The sequence below is a fragment of the Rhodococcus sp. EPR-134 genome, assembly GCF_001647205.1.
Taxonomy (GTDB): Bacteria; Actinomycetota; Actinomycetes; order Mycobacteriales; family Mycobacteriaceae; genus Rhodococcus_F; species Rhodococcus_F qingshengii.
Genome location: NZ_LVCT01000804.1, coordinates 1 through 14906 on the forward strand (window position 1 = coordinate 1; position 14906 = coordinate 14906).

The window sequence follows — 14906 nt, forward strand, 5'->3', positions numbered from 1 at the left end:
TCGGAATGCCTGCCGTCAAGGTGGACGGCACCGACTTCTTCGCGGTCTACGACGCGATGGCGGAAGCATCGGAGCGCGCCAGGACCGGCGGTGGCCCCACCACGATCGAGGCGGCGGCATTCCGTTGGCACGGCCACTTCGAGGGTGACGCGCAGCTGTACCGCACGGCGGAACAGGTTGCGCAACTAAGGGAAACCAAGGATCCGCTCAAGAATTTCCGTAGCAGCGTGGATGTGAAGAAGGTCAGCACCGCTGATCTGGACGCGGTGGACGAGCAGTCGCGAGTGCTGGTGGACGAGGCGGTAGCGAAGGCGCGTGCCGCGGCGTATCCACCCGTCGAGAATCTGCTGACCGATGTCTACGTGTCGTACTGAGGAGCCCGAGATGACAAGCGTGGAAGCCGAGAACGTGTCGAAGAAGACCTACCGCGAGGCCGTCAAAGAGGCCATCGCCCAAGAAATGCAACGCGACCCGAGCGTCGTTCTCATCGGTGAGGACGTACGGGGTGGGCATGCCGGTACCAATCCCGATCTGGAGACGAAGAAGATCGAGGCATTTGGCGGTGTCCTGGGTGTCACCAAGGGATTGTGGACGGAGTTCGGATCGGAGCGTGTAATCGATACCCCGATCACCGAATCCGCGATCATCGGAATGGCTGCCGGAGCCGCACTGACCGGACTGAGGCCGGTCGCCGAGCTGATGTTCATGGACTTCTTCGGAGTCTCCTACGACGCGCTCTACAACCAGGCTGCCAAGTTCCGCTACATGTTCGGTGGCAAGGCCAGAACCCCGCTGGTGGTGCGAGGCATGATCGGCGCAGGCTTCTCCGCCGCTGCGCAGCACTCTCAGTCTCCGTACAACGTGTTCGCGGCGGTGCCTGGTCTGAAGGTAGTCGCTCCGTCCAATGCCTACGACGCCAAAGGCCTTTTCATCCAAGCCATCCGGGACGACGATCCCGTCGTCTTCTGTGAGCACAAGGTTCTCTACGACCTCAAGGACGAAGTGCCGGACGAGCCGTACGCGATTCCGTTCGGCGTCGCCAACTACACCAGGCAGGGCGACGACGTCACGATCATCGCGTTGTCCGCAATGGTGAACCGCGCCAACGACGTAGCAGACAAGCTGGCCGCCGAGGGTATTTCGGTCGAGGTTGTCGATCCTCGTACCGTCTCACCATTGGACGAGGACGGCATCCTCGAATCCGTCGCATCGACTGGAAGGGTCGTGATCGTCGACGAATCCGCCGCCCGCTGCGGTTTCGGGCACGACGTAGCCGCGCTGATCGCCACCAAGGGATTCAACTACCTGAAAGCGCCGATCGAACTGATCACGCCGCCGCACACGCCGGTTCCGTTCTCCCCAACCCTCGAAACTGCCTGGCTGCCTGACGCGGCGCGCATCGAAGAGTCGGTTCGCAAGCTGGTGAGAGCCTGATCATGGCTGACATCAAAGCTATCGACATCCCCAAATGGGGGCTCTCCATGGAGGAGGGGTTGGTCAACGCCTGGCTCATCGGGGAAGGTGACTCGTTCACCAAGGGCCAGTTGATCTGTGAGATCGAGACCAGCAAGATCACCAACGAGCTCGAGGCGCCGTTCGACGGTGTTCTCCGCAAGATCGTCGGCACGCCTGGGCAGACTCTGCCCGTCGGCGCCGTGATCGGTGTATCCGCCGATGCGTCCGCGACGGATGCGGAGATCGAGCAGTTCCTCGCCGCCCGCGGCGCAACCGCGCCGGCGGAAGAGCCGGCACCGTCACCAGCTGCTGCGCCGGCGGCTCCCGTGACACCTGCGGCTACACCGGCTGCGAAGGTGGTTCTTGCAGCGAAACCTGTACCAACCGGTTCCACCGTCGTACCGAGCGTTCTGCAAGGCACGACGCAGGACGATGTGTTTGCGAGTCCTCGCGCACTCCGACGTGCGGAATCGCTCGGAATCGATCTCGCCGCCGTAGTGGGTACCGGTCCCCTCGGGCGGATCAGTGTCCGCGACATCGACGACGCGATTCGTGACGCCGGTGGCACTGTTGCGCCGGTAGTGCCGGCCGCGAGATCCGGCCTCCCGCTGCGATCGACCGCCGACGACAGTGCCGTGCCTGCCACCCCGGTCGCACGCAGAACTGCCCGATCACTGGGGGTCAACCTGCATGACTGTCGTCCGACGGGTTCGCGGGGGCGCGTCTGCGTCGCCGACGTGCACGACGCCGCTCGTTCCGCGCAGCTCCGGCCCGAGGCGGCGGCTGAGACCGAATCTGTTGCGGCCGAACCCGAGTACGACACAATTCCTTTCACCCCCATGCGATCGGCAATCGCCGGTAGGTTGCAGGCGTCCAAGCAGCAGGCACCCCATTTCCGGCTCACCGCAGACCTCGAGCTCGATGCGCTTCTCGCTCTGCGCAAGGAGATCAATTCGACCGTCCCGGCGGTCAAGCTGTCGGTCAACGACTTCATCGTGAAGGCTTGCGCCGCTGCACTGATGAAGGTGCCGGACGTGAACGTCCAGTTCGATGCCGCGAACGAATCGGTTCTTCGATTCGCGTCGGCGGATGTCTCGGTGGCAGTTGCACTTCCGACCGGGCTGATCACGCCCATCGTGCGTAGCGCGAATACCAAGTCGTTGGCGGACATCTCGGGTGAGGTGCTCTCGTTGGCCACCAAGGCGAAGACCGGCAAACTTCGTCCCGAAGAATTCCAGGGCGGAACCTTCACGGTGTCCAACCTCGGCATGTTCGGGATCAAGGCATTCGACGCGATCATCAATCCGCCCCAGGGAGCGATCCTTGCCGTAGGTGCGGGGGAGAAGCGCGCGGTGGTGGTCGGTGACAGTGTTTCTGCCCGGACCGTGATGACCGTGACCCTCTCGTGCGATCACCGGGTTATCGACGGAGCCCTGGGTGCGACCTTCCTTCGGGAGCTCCAGCGCTTTGTCGCTTCTCCCGCGCTGATGTTGGTGTAAGGGGCTGTGGTGGAAAACAATACGTCGCATAAGTACGACGTTCTTGTCATCGGTGGCGGCCCCGGTGGTTACGTGGCGGCGATCCGGGCTGCCCAGTTGGGGTTGAGCGTCGCGCTGGTAGAACGTGATCGCCTCGGAGGTATCTGCCTCAACTGGGGTTGTATCCCCACCAAGGCGATGCTGCACGGCGCGGACGTCGCGCATACCTTGAGTGAACTCGACACATACGGATTCAGTTCGGCGTCTGTCCAGTTCGACATCTCGAAGTTGGTGTCGTTCAGCCGAGGGGTTTCGGAGAGGTTGTCCGGCGGTGTTGCCTATCTGATGAAGAAGAACGGCGTCGACGTCATCTCAGGCGCCGCGAAGTTGGTGGACAAAGGCGTCGTATCCGTGGGAGGACAGACGTATCGAGCCGACCACGTGGTCATTGCAACCGGTGCCCGGCCGCGTTCGATTCCCGGCGTTGCCCCCGACGGTGATCGGGTGTGGACCTACTTCGACGCGCTCGTCCCGAAGGAACTGCCGAAGTCGCTGCTCGTGATCGGGTCCGGCGCGATCGGAGTCGAATTCGCCAGCCTGTACCGCGATCTCGGAACCGAGGTGACCATCGTCGAGATGGCACCACACATCATGCCGGTCGAGGACGAAGAGATCTCGGCCTTCGTTCGCAAGCAGTTCGAGAAGCGTGGCATCACGATTCACACCGGAGCCTCGGTGTCGGCGGTGACCGTCGGCGACGACGCCGTCCAGGTGAATGTGCAGACGAGCGACGGTGTCGAGTCGTTGACCGTGGACCGGGTGTTGGTGGCGGCCGGAATCACCGGCAACGTCGAGGATCTGGGGTTGGAGGCTCTGGGCGTCGAGATCGAGCGCGGTGCGATCGTCACCGACCAGTGGTGCCGTACCAGCGCTTTCGGGATCTATGCGATCGGTGACGTCGCGGGCGCTCCATGTCTGGCGCACAAGGCAAGCCACGAAGCTGTCCTGTGCGTCGAAAAGTTGGCAGGCGTGCCCGACGTTCATCCGCTCGATCGCGACTACGTTCCGGGATGCACGTATGCCCGCCCACAGGTGGCGAGCCTGGGTCTGACGGAGAAGCAGTGCGCCGGTACTGGTCGCGCGCTGCGGGTCGGACACTTCGACCTGCAGGCGAACGGCAAGGCACTGGCGATCGGCGAGGCCGAAGGCTTCGTCAAGACGATCTTCGACGCCGATACCGGGGAACTTCTCGGCGCGCACATGGTCGGTCCGGATGTGACCGAGCAGATTCAGGGTTTCGGGATCGCTCGATCCCTCGAAGCCACCGGCGAGGATCTCGCCGAGGTCGTGTTTGCTCATCCGACGCTCTCGGAGGCAATGCACGAGTCTGTGCTCTCGGCGCTGGGGAGACCCCTCAACGCGTGAGTACCGTTCGCGTGCGTGAACGCCGTCCTTTCGTTCACGCACGCGAACAACTCTGCAACCGGGTGCAACGCTCGCTTTCGAAGACCCCGTCACATAGGACTGGAGTGTGATCGGCGAAACGAATCGACTCGAACCGGCCCTGGCCAGTGGTGAAGACCCGGCGCAGTACGCACGTGTTCTCGAATCCGTGTACGAAGCAACGATGTCGGGACGCAAGCCGCCTGCGCGTCCGCGCTCCGTCATCGCGAATTCGTGGTCGCGTTTGCGTGCGCTCGGACTCGATCCGGACCGGTGCTCGATCACCGAGACGGGCCGCGAATCCGAGATCGAAGAAGGCAGACGCGCAGCCGGCATGGCGGAGATCTTCGGCGAGGCGGTGCACGGTCTGGCACCACTCGTCGGCCCGGACGACGCGAATCTGATCGTGGTGGCGGACCGCTACGGACGTATCCTCTGGCGACACGGGTCCAGTCGAATGCTGGATCGGGCCGAACGGCTCGGGATGATCGAGGGTGCGTCGTGGACCGAGGAAGCTGTTGGTACCAACGGGATCGGCACTTCCTTGGCATCAGGTTCGGCAGTGCAGGTGTTCTCGGCCGAGCACTACTCGCGCTCGCAGCATCCGTGGACCTGCTCCGGGGCGACGGTTCGAGATCCGCGTAGTCGCCGGGCCATCGCCGTCGTGAACGTCGCCGGCGCAGCAGACACGGTCCACCCGTCGACTCTCGCTCTGGTGGACAGTGTGGCCAGGCTGGCGGAATCCGCACTGCGGGAGAAGCATCGAATCGGATTGGATCAGCTCCGGATGATCTCGGCATCGACGCTGGCTCGTGCGAGTCAGCCGACAGTGGTCGTGGACCGCAGTGGCTGGGTCGCGGCGGTGGACTCGATGGCGCCGATCTACAGAATCGCACTGCCGAAAGTGATGAGCAGCGGCGAGCATTGGCTCCCGTCGCTCGGACTATGTATGTGCGAGCCGCTTCCGGGTGGTTGGCTCGTCCGCCCTCAGATGGATCCGGCGTCCGGAACGGTTTGTGCAGAAGTCGAATTGGATGTGCAAGATCCGAATGCGATGGAATTGCGGTACTCCTCGGCAATGGGGAGCTGGAGTATCGACCTCAGCCCGCGCCATTCGCAGATCCTCGTGGCTCTGACACAGGCGCCCGAGGGCCTCACGGCCGCGCAGCTCGCCTCACAGTTGTTCGGCGATCCGCGCAAGACGGTGACCGTCCGGGCCGAGATGTCGAGGTTGCGTAAGCGATTGGCCGGAATCCTGTTGGCTCAGCCCTATCGCTTCGACCCGGCGGTGAGGGTAAAAACCGCCCCTGCTGTGCGCCTTTATTAACCGCGGGGGGTTAATAAAGGCGCACAGCAGAGCGGCGCGAACGCCGCACCTGCGCGTACTCGTAGCCGTTCTGCCAGGTCACGGTGGCCACCAGCACCCAGATGATCCACGTGGCGCTCATGTGCGTGCCGACGATGCCCATGACGATGGGGATGGCGGTGCACGGGAGCGCCCAGCCGAGCAGCCACCGTCGGTCCGATCGCGCGAACAGCCCTGCCACCAGGCTGATTCCGAAATAGACTGCGATGCTTCCGCACAACAACCACCGCAGGTTCGCGGGCGTGTGCTCCGCGCCGTGTTCGGTTGCCGCTCCGAGCCCTGCGACCAGAACCGCGATAGCGCCGGTGGTGAAACAGTGCAGCGCCATGTCGATGCGAGCGGGAAACTTCTCGGCCTGCAGGTGCGGAACACCGGCGTGGCCGTAGAGAAGCGAGAGAGCCCACATGCCCGAGAGCAGGACAAACGATCCGACTGCGAGGCTGACCACCGTCGAGTCCCAGGTGAGCTTCGAGGCCGCAGAAATCACGAGGATCACACCCTCGCCCAGCACGATGATGACGTACAGGCCCAAGCGCTCGGCAAGGTGAGCCCGATCGGAGTGCAGGGCTTCGAGTTCGGGCATCCGGTCGTCCTTGAACCCCCGAACCTTGATGATGCGGTCGAGCTTTTCCTGCGCGTCTTCCATGATCGCGCTGCCGGAGACGACGAACATGATCAGCAGGTCGATGGTCACACCGGCGGTCCAGAGCCAGAACCGAGTTTCGCCCTCGAACCAGAACGAGACGATCCACGGGATCACACCGAGAGACATCTGGGCGATCGGCCAGTCCACGACTATCTGGCCGTTGTGCCACACCCGACTCGCCAGCAGACGTACGGCCACGTAGGCGACAGCGAAGGCCAGCGCATGGTTGTCGTGGATGCCGGCCACGGCCGCCATCATGACGGCCAGTCCGAACATGGCGATCAGCATGCTCGGGATCCGGACACGGTCACCGGCAACGTTGCCGTACATCGTGAACGTCGCCCACGCGGTCCAGAACGCGAGATAGAGCAACGCGTAGAGCGCGACATCCGACCACGACGGCGAACCGTGGAGCAGGTGAGCCAGCTGACCGATACCGGCAACCACGACGAGGTCGAAGAACAATTCGATCCATGACGCGTGTCGCTCGAGCACCGCCTTCTGCTTCGAGTCTGGTTCATTTCCGAGTTCCGACATACAGCTCAGTATCGGCTATCGGCATCAACAGTGCTGGTAGGCGGCGAAGTTGTCCGTTCTCTCGAAGTAATGCATATGCTGTCCGATGAGTGATCTGGATCATAGTTCGGGTGAGGTGGTCGACGTGCACGGTAGCGGTGACGTCGCTCTGTCCGCTGCGGACTACGACCGTGTCTTCGCTGTCTTCGACTACTGCTCGGCCGCGAGAACGCTCGATCAGCTCAAGGATCTCCTCATGGTCGCGCTCCATGATCACTACCGCTGTCCCAACACCACCTTCCTTGCCGGCCCGACCTTCACGACGGCTTTCGCCGACCCGGATCCGGTGACGACCGGGCGGATCACGCCGATCCTCGACGAGTACCAAGCGCACTGGTACCTCGACGACGTTTTTGCGACGGCGCAATCGCGGGCAACGCTGTTGGCATCTCCCGCCATCACGCACACTCAGTTGGCCGACGTCCCTTCACAGTCGGCGACGTACCTGCGAGATTTCCTCTATCGCAAACGCCTTCACAGCGCGTCGGTGATGCATCTCCAGTTGGCCCACGGCGGTCACGGTCTGGTGGGGATTTTCGATTCAGAAGGCAAGGATCTGTCGGGGCGCGACATCGTGGGCTTGGGCATTCTGGGCAAGCAATTGTCGCTGTTGTGTCAGACGCTGCCCGGGCAACGCGAGCCGGGATGGCGAGAGAAGCTGACGCCCCGGCAGATCGATCTCGCGGAGTTGTTGGCGGACGGCCATACCAACGACGAGATCGCGGTGATCCTGTCGCTGAGTCCGGACACGGTGAAGAAGTATGTAAGCCGCATCCTTGCTCTTCTGCGCGTTCGCAACCGTGCCGAGTTCGTGAAGTTGGTCTACGCGCAGAAACTTGCCGATCAACGCGCTTGAGATTGTCCACTTTCGTGCACTGTGACCGCGGTCACGGCACGGATAGCGTTTTCGGTGCACGGCCAGGAGTTGGCCCACAGCACTAGGAGAACTCATGAGTAGGCTTCGTTTCGGGTATTTCATGGCACCGTTCCACGTCCCCGGACGCAATCCCACCGCCGCACTGCAGCGTGATCTCGAACTGGTCGAGTACCTCGACCGGTTGGGCTACGACGAGGCGTGGTTCGGTGAGCATCACTCTGCCGGAAGCGAGATCATCGCGTCGCCGGAAATCATGATCGCTGCAGCCTCGCAGCGCGCACCTCGGATTCGTTTCGGCACGGGTGTCACGTCGTTGTCGTATCACAACCCGCTGTGGGCAGCGGATCGAATCATGCAGTTGGATCACCTGACTCAGGGGCGCACCATCTTCGGAGTCGGGCCCGGTTCGTTGCCCACCGACTCGGCGATGATCGGTCTGAACCCGACGGACACCCGAGAGTTGTTGCAGGAGAACCTCGACATCGTCGTGCGCCTTCTTCGTGGCGAGACGGTTTCCGCGAAGACACGAACCCACGAGCTGTACGACGCCAAGCTGCAGCTCGCTCCGTACTCGGAGAACGGCATCGAAATCACCGTGGCCGCAGTGGCCTCCCCGACAGGACCTCGCCTGGCCGGTACGCACGGTCTCGGTCTGCTCTCCATCGGAGCAACCTTGTCCGCCGACGGTTTCGACGCCTTGGCGCACCACTGGAATGTGATGGAGGAACGCGCTGAGGTCAACGGGACGACGGTGGATCGTCGGCAGTGGTCTCTTGCCGGACCTTTCCACATCGCCGAAACCGAGGCGGAAGCACGCAAGCAGGTCGAGTACGGCATCGAGGAGTGGTTCGACTATTTCCAGCACGTCGCGGCCTTCCCTCAGATGGCGGTCTCCGGTGCGCGTCTGAGCGAGATGATCGACTTCATCAACGAGGCCGGGATCGGTGTCATCGGCACACCGGAGCAGGCCAGACGTCAGGTACAACGGCTGTGGGACCAGTCCGGTGGTTTCGGCTGCATGCTGCAGATGGGTCACGATTGGGCGAACCCGCAGGACACCCGACGTTCGGCAGAGTTGTTCGCGCAGGAGGTCTTTCCGCACTTCCAAGGGCAGGCGCAGGCGACGCTCGACGCGGCAGCTCACGCGCGCGCTGTCAGGGGAGGGCATGCAAAGGCGCAACTCGACGCCGTCGACCACATGACGAAGAAGTACGCACAAGAGTTGGCAGACAAGGGCTGACATCGTGAATGTCCCACAGGGCAACCGGGCGTTGCGTTTTCGAGAAGCCATGGCGCACGTGTTCTCACCGGTCGCCGTCGTCACGGCAATGGACGGCGACCGGCCGCACGGCACGACGGTCAGCGCATTCATGTCGTTGTCGATGGACCCGCCGATGACCGCGGTGGCTCTGGATCGACAGTCGGAAGTTCTCGGCCTCATCGAAGGAACGCGGAGGTTCGCGATCAATGTCCTCGGGACCGCGCAAAGCTCACTGGCGGTTGCCTTTGCGAGGAAGGGCCGTGCGAAGTTCGACGGTGTCGAGTGGGCGGAGCATCTCGGTGTTCCGAGACTGCCGGACGTATCCATCTGGATCGCGTGCACCGTTGATGCCGTCGTGGACGGTGGTGATCACAAGATCGTGACAGGATCGGTGGACGAGGTCGAGCACCGCGAGTCGAATCCACTGACCTACCACCGGCGTGTATTCGGTACGCACGCACCGACGTCAGTGCTCTAGGAAGGAGAGCCATGTATGTACTGGTGGACGACGGCCGCGTCAGCATCCACGATGTGGACAACCTGAAGGCCTTTCACGTCGAGGTGAGTGCCGACATCTCCGAAGCCGAACTGGACGAACTCTTGCGCCTTCAGGATTACGGATACGTCAGCGGTGGTAGTGCATTCATCTCGGTAGCCCGCGTTCGCGAGAGCACCACGGACGTCGAAGGTGTTGCCGCGATGGTCGACTACGCCCAGAGCAAAGGCTGGGTGGACGAGGACGGCGAAGCACTGCAGGCTCACGTCGTTCGCCAGAGGTAGCGGAACGGCTCAGACCATGTCGTTCTTCTGCAGCCATCGCAGCGTCGGCCAACCGCAGAACACAGGGAGCCAGCAGGTCAGCACTCGGTAGAGCAGGACCGACGGGACCGCGATGCTTGCCGGCAGTCCGAATGCGGACAGACCACCGATGAGGGCGGCCTCGACGGCTCCGACGCCACCCGGTGTCGGAGCCGCCGAGGCGAGCGTCCCACCGATCATCGTAACGATGGTGACGGTGATGAACGTCGTTCCGCCGCCGAATGCTTCGACGCTCGCCCACAGAGCCAGGGCGGCACCGAGAGTTGTTGCGGCGCTGCCGCCCACGATGATGAGGAAGCGGGTCGGGTTTCGCGCGAGTTGGCTCAGTTCACCCAACACCTCGGTGATCTGAGGACGCAGATCGTCGCGCAGCCACCCACGGAGTTTCGGAATGAACATGAATGCACCGAGAACTCCGAGCGCTACGCCGCCCGCCAGGTACAGAACAGTGGATCCCGGGATGAAGTGCGAGAGGTTCGTATCACGTCCGGCGACGATCGAGAAGAAGATCAGCAAGCCGACGTGGGTGACCACCTGAACCGTCTGTTGCAGCGCGACTGCGGCCGTTGCGCGGACGGTACCGAGCCCGCCCTTCTGCAGGAACCGCACGCTCAGCGCGAGCCCGCCGACTCCGGCCGGAGTTGTCGTCGCCGCAAAGGTGTTGGCCACCTGCATGATCAAGAGGTTGCGGTAACTGACCATCGACGACGCACAGGCCCACAGGGCCGCTGCCGCGCCGACGTACGTCAGTGCGGAGACGCCGAGGCCGAGCAGTGCCCACCACCAGTTGGCCGTCTTCAGTTCGGTGATGAACGCGGGGACCTGGCTGATGAAGGGGTAGGCGACGTAGACCAGACCGATGAGCAGAACGAGCTGGATCAGCTGGTTGCGACTGAATCGGGTGACCTGTGCGGGAGCGACCTTTTCGATCCCGTTCTTGGCACCGACCTCGTCTCGGATCTCGGTCATCAGTTTCGCGGAATCCGTGACCGTCCGCCGAATTCGGTTGGGTAATGCAGCGGTGGTCAATCGGCCGGAGGCGGCGAGAATCGTGTCTGCGCCTTGCGCTCGAATCGCGGCGTCCACCGCTGCATCGACCCCGAACAATGATGCGGTGGCGAAGAGAAGTTGTGCGTTGTCGGACTGCATCTGAACTTCGGTGGCGCCGAATTCGGAGTACGCGTACCCGCCGAAGAGGATGGTTCCGCCTTCGACACGAATTTCGGAAGCGCGCAGGTCGCCGTGCGCCATCTGGTGCACGTGAGCGGTATGCAGTGTTTGCCACAGCGCGTCGATCAGTTTGGTGGATTCTTCCTCGCCCGCCTGGTTCTCGACGGCGACGGCAAGGGGGATGCCACGAGGACTCGGGCGCGCGTACATCTCCCACCCGCGATCGAGTACCGAGATTGCGACGGCCTTGGAACTGGCCAGACCGATGTCGGCGAACGCGATACCCATGAGCGCTCGGTGTTCGACGGCGCGACGAAGTGATCCGTAGGGCGGCGGAGTTTCACGGTTCCGGAACGAGATCCAACGGAACGTCTGTCGAATTGCTCCGCTGCTTCGCTGGTTCTGTCCGTACAACTCGACGACGAGTTCGTCGAAAGGTTCGTCGTCCGGTGCTTGGTCGATGGCTGCGGACATGACAAGAGGCCCGATTCCCGAGGGACTCACGACGCGAAATGCGGTGACGCGGTAACCGCGCCGCGCGAGTACGCGTACTGCCGAGTCCAATGGCACTTCGAGGGCAGGGGTGCCGACGGCGAGAACGATCACCGCGCCGATCAGGTAACCGACGGCGAGACCCAGCATCGATCGTGCGGGAACGATCGAGCTGACGATCAGATGGATGGGAGCGAAGAGCAGAAGCAGCGTCCACCAGGCTCGTCGCCACTTCTTCGGAAGCCACGGGCCCGAGACGGTGAGCACCGCCGCGAGCATCGCGATCCATCGCGGATCGTCGAGGAATTGAGACAGGAAGGTGGCGTCGAGTCGGTCCGGCACGTCGAGGTGCCATTTCGGTGCCGCCAGGCCTGTTCCGGTGAAGGACAGCGCGACACCGGCGCACAGGCCGGCGGCGGCGTATCCGGCCAGCAACTTCCACCGGCGCCCGACGATCAGGCCGATCAGGATGGCGAACGGTAGCGCCAGAATTGCGATGCCGTAGAGCAGGTACACAGTGTCGGACAGGCTCGGCGAGAGAACACCGACGATGTTGGACACCGACGTTTCGAGGGCGTCCCACTGACTTCGAGTGATCAGAGATCCCGCGATCACGCCGCCGAGCAGCACAGCAGCGATCGCAACCCGCATGATGTCGCTCGTACGGCGGTGCAGTGGTGGCAGGAGGCTTCCCGTTACCGGGATCTCCCGTCCGTCTACTCGCATCTCGCCAGAACTCTCTTCTCTCGGGGTTACCGACCGTCTCAGTTACCTCGATCAAGGTACCGCGTGAGGGTTCGGCGACTGGGAAGCCGGACCTGTCGTTACCTCCTCGATGCCAAGCAACATTCTCTTCGGACCCGCGGGAGAGGGCTTCGGCGCGTAAAATTCACTTTCCGGACGTTCGTTCATTTCGACGACAGGGAGTGCGTATTCATGAGCCCCGACGCCAGCGGTGTGGACGGTCGGGTTCCTGACCTGCCGACCCCGTCGACCAGAATTTCCGTCACCGAGGATTACGCGGCCGAGATCGACGAGCTGTCGAGTCTCAAGCACAAGCTCGGCGTGCTGGAGCCTTCGGAGTTCGCGGATGCCTGGAAGCAGGGTTACCCCTACGAGAAGAAGATGTCGCGCCGCGAGTACGAGCGGAAGAAGCGGCGTCTGCAGATCGAGCTGCTCAAGCTGCAGTTGTGGGTCAAGGAAACCGGTCAGAAGGTGCTCATCATCTTCGAAGGTCGCGATGCTGCCGGTAAGGGCGGGTCGATCAAGAGATTCACCGAGCATCTCAATCCCCGTGGAGCCCGCGTGGTCGCGCTCGAGAAGCCCACCGACATCGAGCGGACGCAGTGGTATTTCCAACGCTATGTCGCACACCTACCCAGCGGCGGCGAGATTGTGATGATGGACCGGTCCTGGTACAACCGCGCCGGCGTCGAACGAGTGATGGGTTACTGCACGCCGACGCAGTATCTCGAGTTCATGAGAGAGACCCCGGACTTCGAGCGGATGCTCGTCAACTCCGGGATTCATCTGCACAAGCTGTGGTTCTCGGTCAGCCGCGAAGAGCAGTTGGCGCGGTTCGCGGCCCGCCGAACGGACCCGGTGCGTCAGTGGAAGCTCTCACCGACCGATCTGGCTTCGCTCGACAAGTGGGACGACTACACCCAGGCCAAGGAAGCCATGTTCTTCTACACCGATACCGGGGATGCGCCCTGGACGGTGATCAAGAGCAACGACAAGAAGCGCGCTCGCCTCGAGGCGATGCGTCACGTGCTCGCCAGCTTCGACTATCCCAACAAGGATCACCGGGCTGTCGGTACTCCGGATCCCTTGATCGTCGGGCCGGCGTCGGCGGTATTCGAAGAGGGCGAGCACGTGAACGTGGAGTTGCCTCAGCTCTAGCGCAGGTGATCGCTCAGATCGAACTGGCCTCTGCCCACAGATTGATGCCGCTGTCCTTGGCGTGCTGATCTATGGAGGCCAGTTCGGCTGCGCTGAATTCGAGATTGTCGAGCGCGCCGACGTTGGCTTCGAGTTGGGCGACACTGGACGCACCGATCAGTACCGAGGTGACCCGCGAATCGCGGAGTGCCCAGCTCAGTGCCAGCTGAGCCAGCGACTGGCCGCGGTCTGCCGCGATGTCGTTGAGCGCGCGGATGTGGGTGAGAGCATCGTCGGTCAACCACGACGGATCCAGTGACTTACCTTGAGCTGCACGGGAATCCTCGGGGACGCCGTTCAGATAGCGATCGGTGAGCATGCCTTGAGCGAGTGGTGAGAACGCGATGACGCCGACGCCGAGATCGTCGACAGCCGACAGCAGGTCCTGCTCTATCCAGCGGTTCAGCATCGAATAGCTCGGCTGGTGGATCAAGAGCGGAACCCCCGCAGCGGCGAGCAGTGCGGCGATTTCACGGGTGCGCTCCGGCGAGTACGAACTGATACCCGCGTACAGGGCCTTGCCCTGCTGGACAGCGCTGATCAGGGCGCCTGCGGTCTCGTCGATCGGAGTTTCGGCGTCAGGGCGATGGCTGTAGAAGATGTCGACATAGTCGACGCCGAGTCGTCCGAGCGACTGATCGAGGGACGACAGCAAATACTTGCGGGACCCACCGAATCCGTAGGGGCCGGGCCACATGTCCCAGCCGGCTTTGGACGAGATGACCAATTCCTCGCGGTACGAAGAGAAATCCTCACGCAGGATCCTGCCGAAGTTCGTCTCGGCGCTTCCGTACGGGGGTCCGTAGTTGTTCGCAAGATCGAAGTGGGTGATTCCGAGATCGAATGCCCGCCGCAGAACTGCGCGCTGGTTCTCGATCGGTACGTCGTCGCCGAAGTTGTGCCAGAGGCCCAGCGAGATGGCCGGGAGTTTGAGACCGCTCCGACCGGTTCGGCGGTACGGCATGGCTTCGTAGCGGTCCTGCGCGGCGACGTACTGATCGGACATGGTGCCTGCCTTCACATCGTTGTGTTTGCGGTTGAGCGTTCACTCCCGACCATTATCGCCGACGGCGCTCAGGTGTGCCGGCCGCTGGAGGTGTGTCAGTCAAAATGATTGCGGTTTAAAGCAATTCGATCGATCTTTTGGACCGATGTTCAGGTTCGAGTCACAGTGCCGGGCGGCGGTGACGTCGACCACGTCTGGGCTCGCATCTAAGGGAACGGTAAGGAATCGCGGTTACCATGGTCACAGTCGATCGGCGATACCGATCGCCGATTCGCTTCGAACATGTTGCCCAGCAGCCGGATCCGGGGTCCGGTGAGGAGATCTATGTCGACGCAGTCCGTAGTGCACGCACAATCATCCGCAGACGAGAGCGTCG

13 protein-coding genes are annotated in these 14906 nt (G+C 62.8%); 10 read left to right on the forward strand and 3 right to left on the reverse strand.

Going from position 1 to position 14906, the window contains the following annotated elements:
• The 5 genes from A2J01_RS34520 to A2J01_RS34540 all read left to right on the forward strand — a co-directional run.
• A partial coding sequence (locus A2J01_RS34520; RefSeq protein WP_269455353.1) for a thiamine pyrophosphate-dependent enzyme occupies positions 1 to 374 on the forward strand: 374 nt, incomplete at its 5' end.
• A 10-nt stretch (positions 375 to 384) separates the two neighbouring features.
• Entirely contained in the window at positions 385 to 1434 is a 1050-nt protein-coding gene (locus A2J01_RS34525) for an alpha-ketoacid dehydrogenase subunit beta (protein ID WP_064114469.1), read from the forward strand.
• A gap of 2 nt (positions 1435 to 1436) precedes the next feature.
• Positions 1437 to 2954: a 2-oxo acid dehydrogenase subunit E2 gene (locus A2J01_RS34530; protein WP_064114470.1), complete on the forward strand. Its 1518-nt coding sequence runs from the start codon at positions 1437 to 1439 to the stop codon at positions 2952 to 2954.
• Positions 2955 to 2960: 6 nt separating this feature from the next.
• Entirely contained in the window at positions 2961 to 4358 is a 1398-nt protein-coding gene (gene lpdA, locus A2J01_RS34535) for a dihydrolipoyl dehydrogenase (protein WP_047270927.1), read from the forward strand.
• A gap of 106 nt (positions 4359 to 4464) precedes the next feature.
• A complete protein-coding gene (locus A2J01_RS34540; protein WP_007733463.1) occupies positions 4465 to 5703 on the forward strand; it encodes a helix-turn-helix domain-containing protein in 1239 nt (412 codons plus the stop codon).
• 10 nt (positions 5704 to 5713) lie between these two features.
• Here A2J01_RS34540 and A2J01_RS34545 read toward each other — a convergent pair whose 3' ends face one another.
• Positions 5714 to 6925: a low temperature requirement protein A gene (locus A2J01_RS34545; RefSeq protein WP_064114471.1), complete on the reverse strand. Its 1212-nt coding sequence runs from the start codon at positions 6923 to 6925 to the stop codon at positions 5714 to 5716.
• 85 nt (positions 6926 to 7010) lie between these two features.
• Here A2J01_RS34545 and A2J01_RS34550 point away from each other — a divergent pair, with 85 nt between their 5' ends.
• From A2J01_RS34550 to A2J01_RS34565, 4 genes are all read left to right on the forward strand, one after another.
• Positions 7011 to 7820 (forward strand): helix-turn-helix transcriptional regulator, encoded by an 810-nt coding sequence (locus A2J01_RS34550; RefSeq protein WP_007733461.1) that lies wholly within the window; start codon positions 7011 to 7013, stop codon positions 7818 to 7820.
• A gap of 94 nt (positions 7821 to 7914) precedes the next feature.
• A complete protein-coding gene (locus A2J01_RS34555) occupies positions 7915 to 9081 on the forward strand; it encodes an LLM class flavin-dependent oxidoreductase (protein WP_064114472.1) in 1167 nt (388 codons plus the stop codon).
• Between the two features lie 49 nt (positions 9082 to 9130).
• The gene (locus A2J01_RS34560; RefSeq protein ID WP_064114473.1) at positions 9131 to 9580 is read left to right on the forward strand and encodes a flavin reductase family protein; all 450 of its coding nucleotides are present in this window, start codon (positions 9131 to 9133) and stop codon (positions 9578 to 9580) included.
• A gap of 11 nt (positions 9581 to 9591) precedes the next feature.
• On the forward strand, positions 9592 to 9882 hold the full coding sequence (locus tag A2J01_RS34565; protein WP_064114474.1) for a hypothetical protein: 291 nt from the start codon (positions 9592 to 9594) through the stop codon (positions 9880 to 9882).
• Positions 9883 to 9891: 9 nt separating this feature from the next.
• On the opposite strand, the gene A2J01_RS34570 is transcribed toward A2J01_RS34565, so the two are convergent.
• Positions 9892 to 12309, reverse strand: coding sequence for a lysylphosphatidylglycerol synthase transmembrane domain-containing protein (locus A2J01_RS34570; protein WP_007733454.1), 2418 nt, complete (start codon positions 12307 to 12309; stop codon positions 9892 to 9894).
• A 210-nt stretch (positions 12310 to 12519) separates the two neighbouring features.
• Between A2J01_RS34570 and ppk2 the strand changes: the two genes are divergently transcribed.
• Positions 12520 to 13485, forward strand: a complete 966-nt coding sequence (gene ppk2 / locus A2J01_RS34575; protein WP_003940295.1) for a polyphosphate kinase 2 — start codon at positions 12520 to 12522, stop codon at positions 13483 to 13485.
• Between the two features lie 13 nt (positions 13486 to 13498).
• On the opposite strand, the gene mgrA is transcribed toward ppk2, so the two are convergent.
• A complete protein-coding gene (gene mgrA, locus A2J01_RS34580; RefSeq protein ID WP_007733451.1) occupies positions 13499 to 14530 on the reverse strand; it encodes an L-glyceraldehyde 3-phosphate reductase in 1032 nt (343 codons plus the stop codon).
• Between the last annotated feature and the right edge of the window lie 376 nt (positions 14531 to 14906).

Bases quoted from the DNA above. Each gene is read 5' to 3' on its own strand.
- A2J01_RS34545 (WP_064114471.1), bottom strand. From the start codon at position 6,925: ATGTCGGAACTCGGAAATGAACCAGACTCGAAGCAGAAGGCGGTGCTC.
- A2J01_RS34560 (WP_064114473.1), top strand. From the start codon at position 9,131: ATGGCGCACGTGTTCTCACCGGTCGCCGTCGTCACGGCAATGGACGGC.
- A2J01_RS34550 (WP_007733461.1), top strand. From the start codon at position 7,011: ATGAGTGATCTGGATCATAGTTCGGGTGAGGTGGTCGACGTGCACGGT.
- ppk2 (WP_003940295.1), top strand. From the start codon at position 12,520: ATGAGCCCCGACGCCAGCGGTGTGGACGGTCGGGTTCCTGACCTGCCG.
- A2J01_RS34555 (WP_064114472.1), top strand. From the start codon at position 7,915: ATGAGTAGGCTTCGTTTCGGGTATTTCATGGCACCGTTCCACGTCCCC.
- A2J01_RS34530 (WP_064114470.1), top strand. From the start codon at position 1,437: ATGGCTGACATCAAAGCTATCGACATCCCCAAATGGGGGCTCTCCATG.
- A2J01_RS34565 (WP_064114474.1), top strand. From the start codon at position 9,592: ATGTATGTACTGGTGGACGACGGCCGCGTCAGCATCCACGATGTGGAC.
- A2J01_RS34525 (WP_064114469.1), top strand. From the start codon at position 385: ATGACAAGCGTGGAAGCCGAGAACGTGTCGAAGAAGACCTACCGCGAG.
- mgrA (WP_007733451.1), bottom strand. From the start codon at position 14,530: ATGTCCGATCAGTACGTCGCCGCGCAGGACCGCTACGAAGCCATGCCG.
- A2J01_RS34570 (WP_007733454.1), bottom strand. From the start codon at position 12,309: ATGCGAGTAGACGGACGGGAGATCCCGGTAACGGGAAGCCTCCTGCCA.